The sequence below is a fragment of the Pseudomonas sp. SDI genome, from assembly GCF_003105155.1.
Classification (GTDB): Bacteria; Pseudomonadota; Gammaproteobacteria; order Pseudomonadales; family Pseudomonadaceae; genus Aquipseudomonas.
Map to the genome: position 1 here is coordinate 84887 of NZ_QETK01000015.1, position 19628 is coordinate 104514.

Consider the following 19628-nt stretch of genomic DNA (forward strand, 5'->3'; position numbering starts at 1 on the left):
CAATACGCCAACGCGGCGCCGCTGCAAAACTAGCACTCACTTCTTCACGCAGACAAGCGAGTCCCCATGTCCCCCAACAGAGCAATAGCCGAACTGACCCTCGGCGGCCTGATGCTGAGCCTTTCCGCCCTGGCGGTCGCCTTCGCCAATATCGGCGCCGGCGGTGCCGGGTTCTACCGCATGCTGATTGCCTCGGCGCTGTTCTACCTGGTGCTGCGCCTGCGCAAGGTGCCAGCCCGCCTGAACAGCCGCAAGGCGCAGCGGTTCAGCGCACTGGCCGGGGTGTTTCTGGCGGTGGACCTGATTCTCTGGCACCAGAGCATCTACATCGTCGGCCCGGGCATCGGCTCGATCCTGACCAACTGCCAGGTGTTCTTCATGACCCTGCTTGGCCTGGCCCTGCTCAAGGAGCGGCCGACGCTGTATTTCGTGGTGTCGATCGTGCTGGCGTTCGCCGGGCTGTACCTGCTGCTGTTGCCGGAGATGAGCAGCAGTGCCGGGGCGAAAGGCGTTGCCTATGGCGTGCTGTCGGGGCTGGCGTATGCGGTGTGCGTGTACTTTCTCAAGGTCAACACGCGCCTGCCGGAGGGCGGCGGCGACACCCTGGCGCAGATGCTCAACCTGAGCCTGTGGGCCGCGCTGGTGTTGCTCGGCTATGCCCTGGCGACCGGCGAGAGCCTGGCTATTGTCGATGGGCAGACGCTGCTGATGCTGGTGATCTATGGCGTGCTGGTGCAGTTTGCCGGCTGGCTGCTGGTGAACCGCTCGATTGGCGCGATCAGCCTGGGCCTGGCCGGGTTGATCCTGTTGCTGGAGCCGGTGATTACCTATGCCATCGACGTGCTACTGCTCGGCAAGGCCAGTTCGCTGGTCCAGATGGCCGGCGCCGGGCTGACGCTGGTGGCAGTGTATGTCGGCTCGATGAAACCGCCGGAAAAGGCAATGGCTGAGGCGGTGTGACTGCGGGAGCGGGCCCGCTTGAAAGGATGCACCGCAATAACACGCACAAAAAAGCCCGCCGAAGCGGGCTTTCTCGTTCAGGCGAACCTCAGCGCGCGGCGCCTTCGGCTACACCCAGGTCGTCGGTTGGACGGGTGTCGATCAACGGCGCACCGCCGGAAGCCAGTTCGGCTTGCAGGGTGTCGTTGTCCAGCTCGTTGACCCACTTGGCAACCACCACGGTGGCCACGGCATTACCGATCAGGTTGGTCAGGGCACGGGCTTCGGACATGAAGCGGTCGATACCGAGGATCAGCGCCAGGCCCGCCACCGGCAGGTGACCGACCGCCGACAGGGTCGCCGCCAGCACGATGAAGCCGCTACCGGTCACGCCGGCAGCACCTTTGGAAGCCACCAGCAGTACCAGCAGCAAGGTGATCTGGTGGCTGATGTCCATGGTGGTGTCGGTCGCCTGGGCGATGAACACGGCCGCCATGGTCAGGTAGATCGAGGTACCGTCGAGGTTGAACGAGTAACCGGTCGGGATCACCAGACCCACTACCGATTTCTTCGCACCCAGGCGCTCCATCTTCAGCAGCATGCGTGGCAGTGCCGATTCCGAGGACGAGGTGCCGAGCACGATCATCAGCTCTTCACGGATGTAGCGGATCAGCTTGATCACGCTGAAGCCGTGGGCACGGGCGATACCGCCGAGCACCACCAGGATGAACACCACGCAGGTGATGTAGAAGCACAGCATCAGCTGGCCGAGCTGCACCAGCGAACCTACGCCGTACTGGCCGATGGTGAAGGCCATGGCACCGAAGGCACCGATCGGCGCCAGCTTCATGATCATGTTGATGATGTTGAACATGACATGGGCGAAGCGGTCGATCATGTCCAACAGCGGCTTGCCGTAGGCACCCAGGCGATGCAGGGCGAAACCGAAGATTACCGAGAACATCAGCACCTGCAGGATATCGCCGTTGGCGAACGCGCCCACGACAGTAGCCGGGATGATATTGAGCAGGAAGCCGATGGTGGTCTGCTGCGCGCCGGCAGCGGCGTAGGCCGCCACGCTGCTGGCGTTCAGGGTGGACACGTCGATGTGCATGCCGACGCCCGGCTTGACCACGTTGACCACGACCAAGCCGATGATCAGGGCGATGGTGGAGACGATTTCGAAGTAGAGCAGCGCGTAGCCGCCGGTCTTGCCGACCGATTTCATGTTCTGCATGCCGGCGATGCCGCTGACCACGGTGCAGAAGATGATGGGGGCAATGACCATCTTGATCAGTTTTACAAACCCGTCGCCCAGCGGCTTCAGGGCCTGACCGGTCTCAGGGTAGAAGTGACCCAGCAGGATACCGATGGTAATCGCGACGATTACCTGGATATACAGCGATTTGTACAGCGGCTGACGCGTCGTCATGGCTTATTCCTCAAGTGCACCGCCCGCCTCCTTCCCAGGAGTGTTAAGTGCCTAAAGCGCGAACCCTCCTGCACTGGAGGGATTTGTTGTGTCGAGCTGCCTGGCAGAACTCTGCTGGGTACATAGCAAGCCCGATGCCAAAATGCGCCGTCACGGTGCAAGTCGCCGGTTTTGTGGGGTTGGCTGCACAACTTCGCGGCATGAGAAATAGATGGCGATGGCGGATTTCCGCCCAACCGCCGCCGGATCGCAGGGCGGTTGGCGGTAATCCGCCTTACTCGAAGGGGAAGCGAATACGGAACGCCGCCCCGCCGAGCGGTGAGTCGTCGAGGGTCAGGCTGGCGTCGTAGCTGTCGATGATGTCCTTGACCACCGCCAGGCCGATGCCCTGCCCCGGGTACTGGCGGTCCAGCCGTTCGCCGCGCTGGAGGATGCGCTCGCGCTGCCCCACCGGCACGCCGGGGCCGTCGTCCTCCACGCACAGCACACGCTCGCCGGCGTTGCCGGTGAGGCTGACGCGCACCTGCGACAGGCACAGGCGGTAGGCGTTCTCCAGCAGGTTGCCGAGCAGTTCGAGCAAGGCGCCCTGCTCCATCGGCACCTGCGCCCCGGCCGCGACGTTGAAGCTGACCTGCACCGCCTTGTCGCGGTAGACCTTGGCCAGCGTGCTGCACAGGCTGTCGAGCAACGGTTGCAGCTCGACCCGGTGGCGCACCAGGCCGCTCTTGCGCAGGCTGGCACGCTGCAGCTGGTAGTCGATCTGCTGGCTCATGCGCTCGATCTGGCTTTGCAGCACCCGCGCCTGCTCACGCTCTTCGCGGCGCTGGGCCATGCTCTCGCTGACCCCCTGCAACACCGCCAGCGGGGTTTTCAGGCTGTGTGCCAGGTCGTCCAGCGAGTCGCGGTAGCGCCCGCGCTGCTCGCGCTCGCTGCGCAGCAGGCGGTTCAGTGAGCGGGTCAGGCGCAGCAGTTCGCGCGGGTGCTCGCCGCTCAAGCCATCGCGGGCACCGGACTCGACGTCGTCCAGTTCCAGGCTCAGTTGGCGCAGCGAACGCAGGCCCCAGGTCAGGCCGGCCCAGAGCAGCAGCAACAGCACCAGCAAGGCGGCGCCGAAACCGAGGTAGAGTTTTTCCCGCAGGCCATCGAGGGTCTGCCGGTATTCGCGCACCGGTTGCAAGGCGACGATGCTGAATGCCGCACTCTTGCCGCCCAGCAGCTTGACCTCAACGTCGTAGACAAAGAATTCCTCGCCGTCGCTCTGCTGGATGCGCGCAAACTCGTTGCCGCGCCCGTCGTAGCGCGGGGAGTAGTTGATGTTCTCTTCGGCGGTAGCACGCGAGCGCCACACCAGGTGGCCTTCGCGATCATAGATGTAGCCGAGCAGGCGGCTGTCGGGCAGGTTGAAGCGCTCATCCGGGAGCAGGTCGGGCATCTCCAGGCGATTGTTCTCGATGCGCGCCGCCGAGATCAGCGTGGTCACGTCCGAGGCCAGGCGCTTCTCGATGGACGCCTGCAAGGCCAGGCTGAAGGCCTTCTGCAATGCCGGCAGCAGCGCCAGCATGAATAGCAGCGCCAGCACGAAGGCCGCCAGCATCAGCCGTACGCGCAGCGAGCGGATCATCGGCAGCGCTCGGTGAACAGGTAACCGAGGCCGCGCACGGTGTCGATCGGTTTGAAGCCGTTGTCGCCTTCGAGCTTGCGCCGCAGACGGCCGACCAGCACTTCGATCACATTCGGGTCACGCTCGCCGTCGTCCGGGTACAGCTGTTCCATCAGCCGGTCCTTGGCCACCACCTGCTGGTGGTGGCGCATCAGGTATTCGAGGATGCGGTATTCGTAGGCGGTCAGCGCCAGCGGCTGCTCGTCGAGCTGCGCTTGCTTGCGGTTGAGGTCGAGCACCAGCGGGCCGGCGGTGATGGTCGACTGGATAAAGCCGCTGGAGCGGCGCAGCAAGGCGTTCAAGCGCGCTTCCAACTCTTCGAACTGGAACGGCTTGACCACATAGTCGTCGGCGCCGGCGGCCAGGCCTTCGACCTTGTCCTGCCAATTGCCGCGGGCGGTGAGGATCAGGATCGGGAAGGCCTTGCCCTGGCTGCGCAACTGGCGGATCAGGTCCAGCCCGCTCATGCCCGGCAGGCCGAGGTCGACCACTGCCAGGTCGTGATTGAACTGTTCGGCCTGGTACAGCGCTTCTTCGGCGTTGCCGACCGCTTCGACCACATGGCCAATTTCCGTCAAGCGGGTATGCAGATGGTGGCGCAACAGCGCTTCATCCTCGACCACCAGCAGCTTCATACACTCCTCCGTTCACAGCGCCCGGCCCCAGGGTAACGGGTCCCAGGCAGAATAATAGCGAAGCGGCCGCCAAGGCGGCCGCTTCGGTGTCCAGCACAACGCCGAGCGCCGGCTTAGAACGCGTAGTTGGCGGACAGATAGGTTTGCGCGCTGCTGCTCAGGCGCAGGGTACCGAGTTTGTCGCCGCCGTGTTCGGCCAGCTCGGTGGCCGCGTTGGTGCGCAGGTAGCGATAACCGAGCTCGACCGAGGTGTTGTCGGTAACCTGCTGCAGCACGCCGGCCTGCAGGCCGACAGCGTAGCCGATGTCGGTGTCGCGGCTGTAACCGGAGGATTCCTGGCTGAGCTTGGTGATACCGGCGCTGGCGCCGCCGAACAGCTTGGTGCTGCTGCCGACCGGGTAGAACAGGTCGTAGCTGCCGAGCAGGTTTTCCTGACGCAGCTTCAGGCCGCGGTGATCGTTGGAGACGTTGTCGTAGGTGAGGTAGTAGCGGCCCTGGTCGTTGTACTGACCGAGGCGAACGCCGTAGGTGTCATCCTTGCTGATGATCCCGTCAGTGTTGCTGTGGTCGAGGTTGCTGCTGAGCAGGCCGGACTTTTTCACCTTGTCGCTGGTCTGCCCATAAGTAAGGCCGGCGAAGGTGCCGTCGGCGGCCTGGGCCAGGCTGCTGACGCCCAATACGGTGAAAGCCAGAAGCAGTGGTTTAAGACGTTTCATCGGTGTGTACTCCAGTTTGAGGGCACGCTGTTGGTGTGGAAGCTAGAGTAAGCAAGCGGCCCTGAACCGCCGCTGAACCCTGGCTGAACCAGGGCTGAACAAAGGAGAAGTGAAATGCGTTTGTTGCTCACCGCGCTGTTGATAGCCGCTGCCGGGCTGGCACAGGCCGAGGTACAGACCCGCGAGATCGCCTATGAAGTGAAGGGCGAACGAATGGTCGGCTATTACGCCTACGACGATGCAATCTCCGGCAAGCGTCCCGGCGTGGTCGTAGTGCATGAGTTCTGGGGCCTGAACGATTACGCCAAACGCCGCGCACGGGATCTGGCGGCGCTCGGCTATGCGGCGCTGGCCATCGATATGTATGGCGACGGCAAGACCACCGAGCATCCGCAGGATGCAATGGCCTTTATGAATGCTGTGCTCAAGGACCCAAAAGCGTCGAAGCGGCGCTTCGACAAGGGCCTGAAGTTGCTCACCTTGCAGCCGCAGACCGACGAGACCCGGCTAGCGGCCATCGGCTACTGCTTTGGCGGCAAGGTAGTGCTGGATGCGGCGCGGCGTGGCAAGCAACTGGCCGGGGTGGTGAGTTTCCATGGTGCGCTGGTCACCGATACGCCAGCAACGCCCGGCAGTGTCAAAGCCAGGGTGCTGGTGGAGCATGGCGCCAGCGACAGCATGGTAACCCCGGCGCAGGTCCAGGCCTTCAAGCAGGAGATGGATACGGCGGGGGCTTCTTATGAGTTCGTGTCGATCCAGGGGGCCAAGCATGGCTTCAGCAACCCGGATGCCGACCGGTTGAGCCATGGCGAGCATGGTGGGCCGGATATTGGTTACAGCAAGGCGGCAGACGAGCGTTCGTGGGCGGATATGCAGGCGTTTCTGAAGAAGGTGTTTGGGCAGTCTTGAGGGGTCGTGCAAGCGCTTCAGATCCACGGCACAATAGCGCCCATGACCCGACTCCCCCTGTGCTGTGCCCCGCTCCAGCATCACTGGCCCCTGCCCCGCCCGATTCCCGGTGCGGTGCTGGTCAGTTGCCCGTTCGATCCCGCCGCGCTCGCCGCCGACGACTTCCAGCGCGCGGCCATTCCGCAGACCGCCAGCCTGCAACGCTCGGTGGCCAAGCGCAAAGCCGAATACCTCGCCGGCCGCGTCTGCGCCCGCGCCGCCCTGCAACGCCTGGACGGCCGCGACTACATACCCGGCACCCGCGACGACCGCGCGCCGATCTGGCCGGCCGGGATCAGCGGCTCGATCACCCACGGCACAGGCTGGGCCGCCGCCGTGGTTGCACACAGCCACGACTGCCAGGGCATCGGCATCGACCAGGAAAGCCTGCTCAGCCACGAGCGCGCCGAACGCCTGGCCGGCGAGATCCTCACCACCGCCGAACTGCAACGCCTGGACCCGGCCCAGCTCGGCTTCGGTGTCAGCCTGACCTTCTCGCTCAAGGAAAGCCTGTTCAAGGCGCTGTACCCCATCGTGCAGCAGCGCTTCTACTTCGAACATGCGGAAATCGTCGAATGGTCCAGCGACGGTTTCGCGCGCCTGCGCCTGCTCACCGAGCTGTCCGCCGAATGGCACCACGGGCGTGAGCTGGAAGGCCAGTTCGTGCTCAACGGCGACCAGCTACTGAGCCTGGTCAGCACCTGAAAGCAACGGGCAATGCTCGCAATGCCCGACCCAGTCGACCTTGTAGCTCAGGCAACAACTGCGCCGACAGCGCACACCGGCAACGCTGTAGCGCACCGCCGCAAACAGCGGGCTGCCCGGCGTATCGAGCAGTTGCCGCGCCTGCGGGTGGTCCTTGAGCTGCTGCTCCAGGCAATCCCCGGCATTGCCCCAGAGCACCGCCGCCGGCACTTCGCCGACCTGCGCCAGCGCCGCGATCAATGGCCGCAGATGCTGCTCCAGCACCGCCTGTAACGAGGCACAGTACGGCGCCGCCGAGCGCCCGAACGCCAGCGGCAAGCCACGCTCATCGAGCTCGATGGCCAGGTCCTCGTGCCACGGCGGCACCTGCCCGAGCGACGCCGCCTGCCAGAGCATGGCGAAGTAATACTTGGACCACTGCGAAGCCAGCACCGGCAGTTGCGCCGGCATCAGCTCGGCGCCGTACAGCGCCAGCAACAGCGGATGAAAACGTTCGGCACGCAGCAGTTGACCGAGGATCATGACTCGGCCTGATCCTGCACCCGCGGCCAGCTCAAACTGAAGCAGGCACCGCCAAGGCGTTCGCTCTTGCCGACCAGTGCACGGCCTTTGTGCCAGTAGATGATCCGCCGCACGATCGACAAGCCCAGGCCATGCCCGCCCGAAGCCCGCGCGCGGCTGTTATCCAGCCGGGTGAACGGGGTAAAGATGCGCCCCCACTCGCTTTCCGGCACGCCCGGACCGTCGTCCTCGACATCAATACGGCAGCGCTCCTGACCCAGGTGGTAGCTCAGGCTGACCTGCCCTTCGGCGTGGCGCATGGCGTTGCTCACCAGGTTTTGCAGTGCCCGGTGCAGGTAACGTGGCTCGGCTTCGACCCACGAGCCGTCCTCGCCGCCCTGACACGGCCCACGGGACACCCGCACGTCGCCGCGCAACGGCGACAGCTCGTCGATCACCTGGTCGAGCAAGGCGTCCAGGTCGACCCGCTGGAAGTGCAGCGCTGGCGCGCCCTGCTCCAGGCGCGCGTAGGTGAGCATCTCGTCGACCAGCTTGTCGAGGTCCTGAATATCGTTGTCCATGCCGGCCAGGTACTTCTCGCGGGCCGGCTCGCTGCTGGCGCTGGCGATCATTTCCAGGCCGAAACGCAGCCGTGCCACCGGCGTGCGCAGCTCGTGGGACACCGCACGCACCAGCTCACGCTGGATGGTCAGCGAACGCTGCAGGTGCTCGGCCATGCCGTTGAAGGCGGCGGCCAGACGCCCGACCGAGTCGGCGTCGTCGGCCTCGACGCGGGTATCGAGGCTGCCCTGGGCGATCTGCGTGGCGGCGGTTTCCAGGCCGGACAGGCGCCGCTCCAACTGGCGCACCAGCAGGTAGACGATCAAGCCGATCAGGCACAGCCCCAGCGCGGCGATCAGCACCAACATCTGCGGCGGGTACGGGTTCATCTGGTACAGCGGGCCGATCTCCAGTACCCATGGCGTGCCGACCATACCGGCGAAGACACGGATCGAGTCGCCGTCCTTGCCCAGCGCCATCACCGTATCGCCTTCATCGACGCGCCGGCGCTGGTCTTCGTCCATGTCGGTTTCGCCCAGGCCGAGCAGGCGCAATTCGAAACCGAAGCCTTTGTCCTGTTTCAACGCCAACAGGCGCTTGGGCTGCTCGCCGACCGGGTAGCGCACCAGTTCGTCGGCCAGCAGGTAGATAGTGGCGCGGGCCAGTTGCTCGCTGATCTGCTGCACCTCGCCGGTCAGCAGCAGGTTCTGCCCTCGCACCTGACACATGACCTTGGCCGCATGCGGGCCGGTGCGCTCGACCAGCACCTGGCCGCGCTGCAACTGGCTGCGCTGGCCGCCATCGAGGCGGGCCTGCTCCAGGCTTTGCAGTTCCAGCGGAATGCCCAGCAGGCGCTCCCAGATGGCCAGGGCGCGGGTGCGCTCGACGCTGTTCATCTGCGCCAGGTTATCGGCCATCAGGGTAAAGGTGCCGTGGGCCAGGCGTTCGCGGTACTGGCCGGCGCGCACCTCGTTGAGCAGGTGCAGGCTGAGCACGCCGAGTACCGCCACCAGCACCAGTGCGGCGCACATGCCGCCATAGATGCGCAGGAAGATCGAGTTCATTCCGCCTGGCCCAGGGCCTCGGCGGCCTCGCGGACAAACAGGTAGCCCTTGCTGCGCAGGGTCTTGATCATCCGCGGGTGAATCGGGTCGTCGCCGATCTTCGGCCGGATGCGCGAGATGCGCACATCGATGGAGCGATCCTGACCGTCGTAGCCAACGCCGCGCAGCGAGGTGAAGATCTCTTCGCGCGAGAGCACCCGCCCGGCATTGCTCACCAGCAACCAGAGCAGGTCGAACTCGGCGCTGGTCAGCTCGATGCCTTCGCTACCGAGCCAGGCTTCGCGCAGGGTGTTGTCGACCCGCAGCGGGCCGAACTGCAGGCTCTGCCGTTCGGCCTGCTCGGCGGGCGGCTCGCTGCGCCGCAACAGGGCGTTGATCCGCGCCAGCAGCAAGCGTGGGCGCACCGGCTTGCACACGTAGTCATCAGCCCCCAGGTCCAGGCCCTGCACCTGATCGAGGTCGTCGCTGCGTGCGGTGAGCATGAGGATCGGCCCGGCGAACTGTGTGCGCACCTTGCGGCAGATGCTCAGGCCGTCCTCACCGGGCAGCATCAGGTCGAGAATCACCAGGTCGGGCTGCTCGGCGATGATCCGCGCTGCGGCGCGGGCGCCGTCGCCCTCCACCTGCACGGCAAAGCCGTTGGCCTCCAGGTACTCGCGGGTCAGTTCGGCGAGACGCTCGTCGTCCTCGACGATCAGAACCTGACTCAACTGCTGCACTCATCACCTCGGCTGGGCGTGTTGTTATAGAGAGAAGGCTTGCGCCGGCCCCTTCACCAAAGGGCAACATCGGCCCCGGATACTACGACGCGTACCCGCGCCTGCCAACCGCTACCAGGCGCCTGAAACGACCACCTCGGCAGCGCTCGGAGATGGCGCTTTTTTGTGATAGGGTTCGCGCCCGCAAAAATCCGCCGAAGGGCGATTTGTCGCGCAAATAAGTGTAAATGGCGGTGGGACGCGGCCTACAAGGGCCCGGCGAGAATCACTCACAAACTACTCACAAGTTATCCACAGGGCGCTGCCTTGCAATACCCCCTGGACCGCATTATCTTGTATCCCCAGCGCAGCAAAACACTACATCTTGGGGTTTCATTAATATCCCAAGCATAAGTCAAGCATCAAACTCAAGCCCTCTGACGGTGCTTTTTTTGCTTGAACTTAAGAAGAATTCAGCAGCCAAACCGCTCCTGCGGAGGCGAACGTTGCAAGCCCTCAGCGGGACTTGTTTCGGGTACGGGTGATGCAGGCCAAGCCGCACACAGTACCGCAACAGTTCTGGGTTTTTGACCCAGAGCCTTTGACTTCGGCCAGGGAGCGGCAAGCGATTGCCCCTTTATTCCTGATCTGTCCCGAAGTCGGTATCGACCGGTGAGACACGCGCCTTGCGTGTGCGTGTGCTGCCGGGGTGGTTGTCGAGCTTTCGGACGGAACGGTGGGCGCCCACAAAGCGCCTGAACATATTTAGAGAACGTGGAGACACCCATGCAAACCGACACAACTCGCGAGAACCCGCAGGCCCAGGCGCCGCAGGCCGCCGATTCGAACCTGGATCTGGCCGCCACTGCTCCAGGCCAACTGCGCGTGATCAAGCGCAATGGCACTGTCGTCGCCTACACCGACGACAAGATCACCGTAGCCATCACCAAGGCGTTCCTCGCAGTTGAAGGCGGCACCGCCGCTGCCTCGTCGCGTATCCACGACACCGTTGCCCGCCTGACCGAACAGGTGACTGCAACCTTCAAGCGCCGCATGCCGTCCGGTGGCACCATCCACATCGAAGAAATCCAGGACCAGGTCGAACTGGCGCTGATGCGTGCCGGCGAGCAGAAAGTTGCCCGCGACTACGTCATCTACCGCGATCAGCGCGCTAAAGAGCGTGCCAACCGCGCCCCGGCCGAGGACAACGTGCAGCCGCACCCGAGCATCCGCATCTCGCTGGCCGACGGCAGCCTGGCGCCGCTGGACATGAACCGCCTGAACACCATCATCAGCGAAGCCTGCGAAAGCCTGGCCGAAGTCGATGGTGAGCTGATCCAGCGCGAAACCCTGAAGAACCTCTACGACGGCGTCGCCATGAAGGACGTCAACACCGCCCTGGTGATGACGGCCCGTACCCTGGTCGAGCGTGAGCCGAACTACTCGTTCGTCACCGCCCGCCTGCTGATGGACACCCTGCGTGCCGAAGGCCTGGGCTTCCTCGGCGTGGCCGAGAGCGCCACCCACCACGAGATGGCCGAGCTGTACGCCAAGGCCCTGCCGGCCTACGTGGCCAAAGGTATCGAGTTCGAGCTGCTGAACCCGGCGCTGGCCGACTTTGACCTCGAGCGCCTGGGTAAAGCGATCAACCACGAGCGCGACCAGCAGTTCACCTACCTGGGCCTGCAGACCCTCTACGACCGCTACTTCATCCACAAGGATGGCGTGCGCTTCGAGCTGCCACAGGTGTTCTTCATGCGTGTGGCCATGGGCCTGGCGCTGGAAGAGAAAGACAAAGAAGCCCGTGCGATCGAGTTCTACAACCTGCTGTCGTCGTTCGACTACATGGCCTCGACCCCGACCCTGTTCAACGCCGGCACCCTGCGTCCACAGCTGTCGAGCTGCTACCTGACCACCGTGCCGGACGACCTGTCGGGCATCTACCACGCGATCCACGACAACGCCATGCTGTCGAAATTCGCCGGCGGCCTGGGCAACGACTGGACCCCGGTGCGTGCACTGGGCTCGTACATCAAGGGCACCAACGGCAAGTCGCAAGGCGTCGTACCGTTCCTGAAAGTGGTCAACGACACCGCCGTTGCGGTTAACCAGGGCGGCAAGCGCAAAGGCGCAGTCTGTGCCTACCTGGAAACCTGGCACCTGGATATCGAAGAGTTCATCGAGCTGCGCAAGAACACCGGTGATGATCGTCGTCGTACCCACGACATGAACACCGCCAACTGGATCCCTGACCTGTTCATGAAACGCGTCTTCGACGACGGCAAATGGACCCTGTTCTCGCCTTCGGAAGTGCCGGATCTGCACGACCTGACCGGCAAGGCCTTCGAAGAGCGCTACGAGTACTACGAAGCGCTGACCGAGTACAACAAGATCAAGGTGTTCAAGACCATCCAGGCCAAGGACCTGTGGCGCAAGATGCTCTCGATGCTGTTCGAGACCGGCCACCCATGGCTGACCTTCAAGGACCCGTGCAACCTGCGCAGCCCGCAGCAGCACGTGGGCGTGGTCCACAGCTCGAACCTGTGCACCGAGATCACCCTGAACACCAACAAGGACGAGATCGCAGTCTGCAACCTGGGCTCGATCAACCTGCCGAACCACATCGTCGACGGCAAGCTGGACACCAGCAAGCTGCAACGCACCGTGAACACCGCCGTGCGTATGCTCGACAACGTGATCGACATCAACTACTACTCGGTGCCGCAAGCGCGCAACTCGAACCTCAAGCACCGCCCGGTGGGCCTGGGCATCATGGGCTTCCAGGACGCACTGTACCTGCAACACATCGCCTACGGTTCCGACGCTGCCGTCGAGTTCGCCGACAAGTCGATGGAAGCGGTCAGCTACTTCGCGATCCAGGCGTCCTGCGACCTGGCCGACGAACGTGGCGCCTACGAGACGTTCCAGGGTTCGCTGTGGTCCAAGGGCATCCTGCCGCTGGATTCGCAACAGATCCTGATCGAAGCCCGTGGCCAGAAGTACATCGACGTCGACCTGAACGAAAGCCTGGACTGGGCGCCGGTGCGTGCCCGTGTGCAGAAAGGTATTCGTAACTCGAACATCATGGCCATCGCGCCAACCGCGACCATCGCCAACATCACCGGCGTGTCGCAGTCGATCGAGCCGACCTACCAGAACCTGTACGTGAAATCGAACCTGTCGGGCGAGTTCACCGTGATCAACCCGTACCTGGTTCACGACCTCAAGGCCCGCGGCCTGTGGGACTCGGTCATGATCAACGACCTGAAGTACTACGACGGTTCGGTGCAGCAGATCGAGCGTATCCCGCAAGAGCTGAAAGACCTGTACGCCACGGCCTTCGAAGTTGAAACCAAGTGGATCGTCGATGCCGCCAGCCGTCGCCAGAAGTGGATCGACCAGGCGCAGTCGCTGAACCTGTACATCGCCGGCGCTTCGGGCAAGAAGCTCGACGTGACCTACCGCATGGCGTGGTACCGTGGCCTGAAAACCACCTACTACCTCCGTGCCCTGGCCGCGACCAGCACCGAGAAGTCGACCATCAACACCGGTAAGCTCAACGCCGTTTCCAGCGGTGGCGACGCCCCGATGCACGCCGCGCCAGCCGCAGCCCCGGCGCCAGCGCCAGCGCCAGTGCCAAAGGCCTGCGCGATTGACGAGCCGGATTGCGAGGCTTGCCAGTAAGCCCGCGATAGCGCTAGTCGACACAAGACAAAGGCCGGGGATTTTTCCCCGGCCTTTGTGTTTGCGCAGGGTAATACCGGCGGCTGCTGAACGGCACATCGCGCGTGTAGCGTGAGCACTCCCCCCTAGCAGGATGCTTGCCCATGAACAGCCAAAAGCCCAGCGCCCGGAAGATCGGCCGCGACGCCGAAACCGGTCGCTTCACCAGCGTCGAAAAAGCCCGGCAACAGCCGAAAACCCACATCATCGAAACCGTGAAAAAATCCAGGTAATCGGTGAGCGCCGTTTGCCGGCGCCCGCCCTCCCCCACACCCCGCTTTCGCCCGTCAATCCCACCCGGCACAGAAAAAAACCAGCGTGTGATCTGCCGCAGACTTCCTGGGGCAAAACACCGCATCTAGTGTTTTTTTCAAAATCCGGACACCGCATGTAGGATTTTTCGTCTAAACTCCTACCCCGACAAGACAGGTCGAACGGTAGGAACGCGGACAACCGCCACAGGTCAAAATTAACCTGTATTGCAGGCTGGCGAAGCCCCGACCGGGCGATATTTCCGGTATACTTCGCGCCCCCTGAAACAGGGGCAAAAGCCACGTCTGTTTTGGCGACCTTTCTCGACCCTGGCCCCCCCTCAATGCGCGGCGGCGAGGTTCGAAGCGAACAATCAAAGATGTCCGGGGAGCTGGCCTCCCGAACTGCCGTATTGCCTTCGTGGTTTGCGTAGTGGGTGCATCACCTTATTAAATCCAAGCGGTTGCCTTCAGGGCGACCCTCATGCAGGAGCCTCATCATCATGCTGAGCTGGGACGAATTCGACAAAGACGAAGGCGAAGAAGCAGCCAAGGGCAGTAACGCCACTCACGCCGCGGCTGCTGGCATCGACAAGCTGGACAGCGCCGGTGGTGCTGCTGCGCTGGAAGCCCGTGCCGTAACCGCCAGCGACTCGGCTGCCGTGATTCGCGCCAAGGCGGCGCTGGACAAACTGGACATCGCCGAAGGTCTGGCGGAGCTGGAAGGTTCGGCGGCGCGAGTAGCCGTTGACGAAAAACGCATGATCAACTGCCGTGCCGACCTCAACCAGCTGGTGCCGTTCAAGTACGACTGGGCCTGGCAGAAGTACCTCGACGGTTGCGCCAACCACTGGATGCCGCAAGAGGTCAACATGACCGCCGACATCGCCCTGTGGAAGAGCCCGGAAGGCCTGACCGACGACGAGCGTCGCATCGTCATGCGCAACCTGGGCTTCTTCTCCACCGCCGACTCCCTGGTTGCCAACAACCTGGCGCTGGCCGTGTACCGCCTGATCACCAACCCGGAGTGCCGCCAGTACATCCTGCGCCAGGCCTTCGAAGAGGCGATCCACACCCACGCGTACCAGTACTGCATCGAATCGCTGGGCATGGATGAAGGCGAGATCTTCAACATGTACCACGAGATCCCATCGGTAGCGAAAAAAGCTGCCTGGGGCCTGAGCTACACCCGCGCGATCTCCGATCCGGAATTCAACACCGGCACCGTCGAGACCGACAAGGAACTGCTGCGTAACCTGATCGCTTACTACTGCGTACTGGAAGGTATCTTCTTCTACTGCGGTTTCACCCAGATCCTGTCGATGGGTCGTCGCAACAAGATGACCGGCGTCGCCGAGCAGTTCCAGTACATCCTGCGTGACGAGTCGATGCACCTGAACTTCGGTATCGACGTGATCAACCAGATCAAGATCGAAAACCCGCACCTGTGGGATGCCGAGATGAAGGAAGAAGCCACGCAGATGATTCTGCAGGGCACCCAGCTGGAAATCGAATACGCGCGCGACACCATGCCACGCGGCGTGCTGGGCATGAATGCGGCGATGATGGAGGACTACCTGAAGTTCATCGCCAACCGTCGCCTGTCGCAGATCGGCTTGAAGGAAGAGTACCCAGGTACCACTAACCCGTTCCCATGGATGAGCGAAATCATGGACTTGAAGAAAGAGAAGAACTTCTTCGAGACGCGGGTTATCGAATATCAGACTGGCGGGGCGTTGAGCTGGGATTGATGGCTCGGGTGTTTGCTTGAGTGGAAAAAGGCTGCCGGGAGGCGGCCTTTTTTGTGCCTGTGAGAAAATTTCGGAAATCGCCTACAACAGAACGATTGACCGCACTTCGCCAAATTTTCTACCTTCTTTCACTGCCTTAAGAAAGCGCGCGCAGCGGCCAACCGCTCCCGTCAGCAGCGGCTCTCCTTTTGAAATTTAGGAAGCCGGGGCATGAAAGAACACTACGAACCTACATTGTTTTTGCCCCATAATCGCCCGTTGCACGCGATTTGGCGTGAGTCGCAGGCTGTGTTTTGTGTGCGGGAATTGGGGCGGCTGATGCGGCGATGCCTGGATGACCACATAGTTTGCAAGCTCGATGAAGACCAGCACAAAGCTGTCTCACAGCGGTGATATTTGCCTCTGCAAACGGATAAATCATGTTCGTGGAAGCGAATAGCCAGTCGCCTGCTGAGGTGATGAACCAACTGGGCTATCCAGCCCCATGGCTCCTTGCGTAGGAGCGAAGCAAGGAAGGCCAATTGCTACTATCCTACATCCCCGATTATGATTGGGTATCACACCAAGGAGCAGGGTATGGAATTCGTCGAACGCTTGAATGCATTGTCGGCAAAAATTGAACAACAGAGTTCAGTGATTCAGACTGAAGAAGCGACAAAAACAGCATTCGTTATGCCGTTTATTAACTCCGTACTAGGTTACGATGTTTTTGACCCTACAGAGGTCACCCCGGAGTACATATGCGACGTCGGTACCAAAAAGGGTGAAAAAATAGACTATGCCATCAGGAAGAATGGTGAAATCCAGATCCTGATCGAGTGCAAAAAAATTGGCGAGCCTCTCAACATCAATCACGCAAGCCAACTATTTCGCTATTTCCATGTAACAAGTGCCAGGATTTCAATCCTAACAAATGGGCGCCATTATCGCTTCTATACAGACTTAGACGCCCCTAACAAAATGGATGAAAAACCATTCCTTGAACTGGACCTGCTAGATCTAGACGAGCACACGCTACCTGAGCTTCAGAAGCTCACAAAAAACGCATTCGATGTAGACTCGATCATCAGCTCGGCAGGCGAGCTCAAGTACGTAGGCCAAATAAAAAAAGAAATAGCAACCCAGTTCTCACAACCTGACGACGAGTTCGTGAAATTTTTTGCATCCCGAGTGTATGACGGAATCATCACACAAAAGGTCCGCGAACAATTCGGCTCATTAACGAGGAAGGCAACAGCGCAATTCCTGTCAGATCAAATAAATGATCGCTTAAAATCTGCCATGCGTGGCCCTGCATTACCGTCCTTTGCGGTATCGGTTCTCCAAGAAAATACCGCAGAGGAAATTACTGAAGAGCCTAGCGAGGACCGTGTCCAAACCACCTTGGAAGAGCTTGAAGGCTTCCACGTTGTCAAAGCCATTGTCCGAAGGGCAGTCGATGCGAAACGGATAGTCCATAGAGATACGCAGAGTTATTTTGGCATACTTCTCGATGACAACAATAGAAAGCCCATTTGTCGATTGCACTTCAATCGTGCGCAAAAATATATTGGCATCTTCAATGAAGAAAAAATAGAAACGCGCCACCCAATTACCACAATAGATGATATTTACGGATTTTCGGAACAGCTAGCGCAAACTGTTTCATTTTACGACTGATAGCCCCGAGCCGAACATTACAAACTCTACCAAAGCAGATACATTACTTTGGTAGAGTTTTAGGCACGTAAACGTCAGAAACTTTGATCTGTCGCCAAACTTCAATAACCTGCCCCCCCTATTGAGCCTCACCACCACCGCTCAAATTTAGGGCAGATGTACGTCTTAGCACGCACTTTTCAGGAACGTGAGTATCTGCTTAACGTGTCGCCACCTTACCTGAATCTGGCTGGCCGTCAGGTCCTGGCAGAATTGGCTGCAGAAGCCCAAGCGCTAGGACACTACTGAGCAATGACTAACTTCCTGTCACTTCAGCCCCTGTTGCCACTGGCACCACAGCAACCACCCAATGCACCAACGCACTGGGCCCCCCGGCCGATTTCGGCTAATGTGCCCGATCAACAGCAGATGGCCTCTCATCTCATACAAAAATTCTCCACCCGCTGTGGGACCTGCATCCGCCGCCCGGTCGGCCCGTTGTACCCTTGCGCCCCGCAGCCACAGCACTTCAGCCCCAGCGTCACGGAGCGCTAACCGCATGATCGAAGTCACCGAACTCCCTATCGCCACCCTGCGCGCCGCGCTCGAATCGGGCCAGACCACCGCCGTTGAACTGGTCCAGGCCTACCTCGCGCGGATCGATGCCTACGACGGTGCCGACACCGCCACCGCACTCAACGCCGTGGTCGTGCGCAACCCCGAGGCCATCGCCGAAGCACAGGCGTCCGACGCGCGTCGCGCCAAGGGCGAAACCCTCGGCCCGCTCGACGGCATCCCCTACACCGCCAAAGACAGCTACCTGGTCAAAGGCCTCACTGCGGCCTCTGGCAGCCCGGCCTTCAAGGACCTGGTCGCCTACCGTGACGCCTTCACCATCGAGCGCCTGCGCGCCGCCGGCGCCATCTGCCTGGGCAAAACCAATATGCCGCCGATGGCCAACGGCGGCATGCAACGCGGCGTCTACGGCCGCGCCGAAAGCCCGTACAACGCCAACTACCTGACCGCGCCGTTCGCCTCCGGCTCGTCCAACGGCGCCGGCACCGCCACCGCCGCCAGCTTCTCGGCGTTCGGCCTGGCTGAAGAAACCTGGTCCAGCGGCCGCGGCCCCGCCTCGAACAATGGCCTGTGCGCCTACACGCCGTCGCGCGGGGTGATCTCGGTGCGCGGCAACTGGCCACTGACGCCGACCATGGACGTGGTAGTGCCCTACGCCCGGACCATGGCCGACCTGCTCGAAGTGCTCGACGTCATCGTTGCCGAAGACCCGGACACCCGCGGCGACCTGTGGCGCCTGCAACCCTGGGTGCCGATCCCGAGCGTCGCCTCGGTGCGCCCGGCGTCCTACCTGGACCTTGCCGTGAAGGCCGACGCCCTGGCCGGCAAGCGTCTTGGCGTGCCGCGCATGTACATCAATGCCGATGACCAGGCCGGCACCGCCGAAGCCCCCGGTATCGGCGGCCCAACTGGGCAAAAGATCAACACCCGCGCCTCGGCCATCGAGCTGTGGAAGCAAGCCCGCCAGGCGCTCGAAGCAGCCGGCGCGGAAGTGATCGAAGTGGACTTCCCGCTGGTCTCCAACTGCGAAGGCGACCGCCCCGGCGCGCCGACCGTGTTCAACCGCGGCATCGTCTCCCCGGAGTTCCTCCATCACGAACTGTGGGACCTGACCGCCTGGGCCTTCGACGACTTCCTGCAAGCCAACGGCGACCCGAAACTCAACCGTCTGGTCGACGTCGACGGCCCGCTAATCTTCCCGCACGACCCCGGCACCCTGCCCAACCGTGAAGGCGATCTGGCCGCCGGCATGGACGAGTACGTGCGCATGGCCGAACGCGGGATCACTCCGTGGGACAAGATCGAGACCGTGCCGGACGGCCTGCGCGGCCTGGAGAAAACCCGCAAGCTCGACCTCGAAGACTGGATGGACAACCTCGGCCTCGACGCTGTGCTGTTCCCGACCGTGGCCGATGTCGGCCCGGCCAACGCCGATGTAGACCCGGCGGCGGCCGACATCGCCTGGAGCAACGGCATCTGGGTGGCCAACGGCAACCTGGCGATCCGTCACCTGGGTGTGCCGACCGTGACCGTGCCGATGGGCGTGATGGCCGATATCGGCATGCCGATCGGGCTGACCTTCGCCGGCCGTGCCTACGACGACTCGTCGCTGCTGCGCCTGGCGGCAGCCTTCGAGTCGACCGGCTCGAAGCGTCTGGTACCGCCGCGCACGCCGCCACTGTCGGCCGCGCGCTAAGCCGCCAGCGGGGTTGCAGCCAGGGCGGCTGCAACCCCGCCTGTCACTTCAGGGGCTTGGCCATCTCGGCAGTTCCCGCCCAGCCCAACTGCGCGTATACCGGCCTACCGCGAAGCCCAATCCGCGCTGAGCGA

Annotated in this window: 15 protein-coding genes; 8 read left to right on the top strand and 7 right to left on the bottom strand. The window is 62.3% G+C overall.

Features of this window, described 5'->3' with window-relative positions; genetic code table 11:
* The first annotated feature begins 66 nt into the window (after positions 1-66).
* Positions 67-960, top strand: coding sequence for a DMT family transporter (locus DCO48_RS12200; protein ID WP_116550860.1), 894 nt, complete (start codon positions 67-69; stop codon positions 958-960).
* An 88-nt stretch (positions 961-1048) separates the two neighbouring features.
* Here DCO48_RS12200 and DCO48_RS12205 read toward each other — a convergent pair whose 3' ends face one another.
* The 4 genes from DCO48_RS12205 to DCO48_RS12220 form a co-directional block, all read right to left on the bottom strand.
* The gene (locus DCO48_RS12205; protein WP_116550861.1) at positions 1049-2371 is read right to left on the bottom strand and encodes a dicarboxylate/amino acid:cation symporter; all 1323 of its coding nucleotides are present in this window, start codon (positions 2369-2371) and stop codon (positions 1049-1051) included.
* Between the two features lie 274 nt (positions 2372-2645).
* Positions 2646-3992: an ATP-binding protein gene (locus tag DCO48_RS12210; protein ID WP_116550862.1), complete on the bottom strand. Its 1347-nt coding sequence runs from the start codon at positions 3990-3992 to the stop codon at positions 2646-2648.
* Positions 3989-4666 (bottom strand): response regulator, encoded by a 678-nt coding sequence (locus DCO48_RS12215; RefSeq protein ID WP_116550863.1) that lies wholly within the window; start codon positions 4664-4666, stop codon positions 3989-3991. Before DCO48_RS12215 ends, DCO48_RS12210 begins: the two co-directional genes overlap by 4 nt.
* A gap of 113 nt (positions 4667-4779) precedes the next feature.
* On the bottom strand, positions 4780-5382 hold the full coding sequence (locus DCO48_RS12220) for an outer membrane protein (protein WP_116550864.1): 603 nt from the start codon (positions 5380-5382) through the stop codon (positions 4780-4782).
* A 114-nt stretch (positions 5383-5496) separates the two neighbouring features.
* On the opposite strand from DCO48_RS12220, the gene DCO48_RS12225 reads away from it, so the two are divergent.
* On the top strand, positions 5497-6291 hold the full coding sequence (locus DCO48_RS12225) for a dienelactone hydrolase family protein (protein ID WP_116550865.1): 795 nt from the start codon (positions 5497-5499) through the stop codon (positions 6289-6291).
* Positions 6292-6333: 42 nt separating this feature from the next.
* Entirely contained in the window at positions 6334-7035 is a 702-nt protein-coding gene (locus DCO48_RS12230; protein WP_116550866.1) for a 4'-phosphopantetheinyl transferase, read from the top strand.
* Here the strand turns inward: DCO48_RS12230 and fhuF are convergent.
* From fhuF to DCO48_RS12245, 3 genes are read right to left on the bottom strand one after another with little or no spacing between them, the layout of a single operon-like run.
* On the bottom strand, positions 7012-7557 hold the full coding sequence (gene fhuF / locus DCO48_RS12235) for a siderophore-iron reductase FhuF (RefSeq protein ID WP_116550867.1): 546 nt from the start codon (positions 7555-7557) through the stop codon (positions 7012-7014). The genes DCO48_RS12230 and fhuF overlap by 24 nt on opposite strands.
* Positions 7554-9161: an ATP-binding protein gene (locus tag DCO48_RS12240; protein WP_116550868.1), complete on the bottom strand. Its 1608-nt coding sequence runs from the start codon at positions 9159-9161 to the stop codon at positions 7554-7556. Before DCO48_RS12240 ends, fhuF begins: the two co-directional genes overlap by 4 nt.
* The gene (locus tag DCO48_RS12245) at positions 9158-9880 is read right to left on the bottom strand and encodes a response regulator transcription factor (RefSeq protein WP_116550869.1); all 723 of its coding nucleotides are present in this window, start codon (positions 9878-9880) and stop codon (positions 9158-9160) included. Before DCO48_RS12245 ends, DCO48_RS12240 begins: the two co-directional genes overlap by 4 nt.
* Before the next feature lie 765 nt (positions 9881-10645).
* Here DCO48_RS12245 and DCO48_RS12250 point away from each other — a divergent pair.
* The 5 genes from DCO48_RS12250 (at position 10646) to DCO48_RS12265 (ending at position 19494) form a co-directional block, all read left to right on the top strand.
* Positions 10646-13543 carry a ribonucleoside-diphosphate reductase subunit alpha gene (locus DCO48_RS12250; protein WP_116550870.1) on the top strand — a complete coding sequence of 966 codons (2898 nt, stop codon included), beginning with the start codon at positions 10646-10648 and terminating at the stop codon, positions 13541-13543.
* A 143-nt stretch (positions 13544-13686) separates the two neighbouring features.
* The gene (locus DCO48_RS22965) at positions 13687-13815 is read left to right on the top strand and encodes a hypothetical protein (protein WP_256584062.1); all 129 of its coding nucleotides are present in this window, start codon (positions 13687-13689) and stop codon (positions 13813-13815) included.
* 521 nt (positions 13816-14336) lie between these two features.
* The gene (locus DCO48_RS12255) at positions 14337-15584 is read left to right on the top strand and encodes a ribonucleotide-diphosphate reductase subunit beta (RefSeq protein ID WP_116550871.1); all 1248 of its coding nucleotides are present in this window, start codon (positions 14337-14339) and stop codon (positions 15582-15584) included.
* Positions 15585-16160: 576 nt separating this feature from the next.
* On the top strand, positions 16161-17243 hold the full coding sequence (locus DCO48_RS12260) for a type I restriction endonuclease (RefSeq protein ID WP_116550892.1): 1083 nt from the start codon (positions 16161-16163) through the stop codon (positions 17241-17243).
* Between the two features lie 538 nt (positions 17244-17781).
* The gene (locus DCO48_RS12265) at positions 17782-19494 is read left to right on the top strand and encodes an amidase (RefSeq protein ID WP_116550872.1); all 1713 of its coding nucleotides are present in this window, start codon (positions 17782-17784) and stop codon (positions 19492-19494) included.
* The last annotated feature ends 134 nt before the right edge of the window (positions 19495-19628 follow it).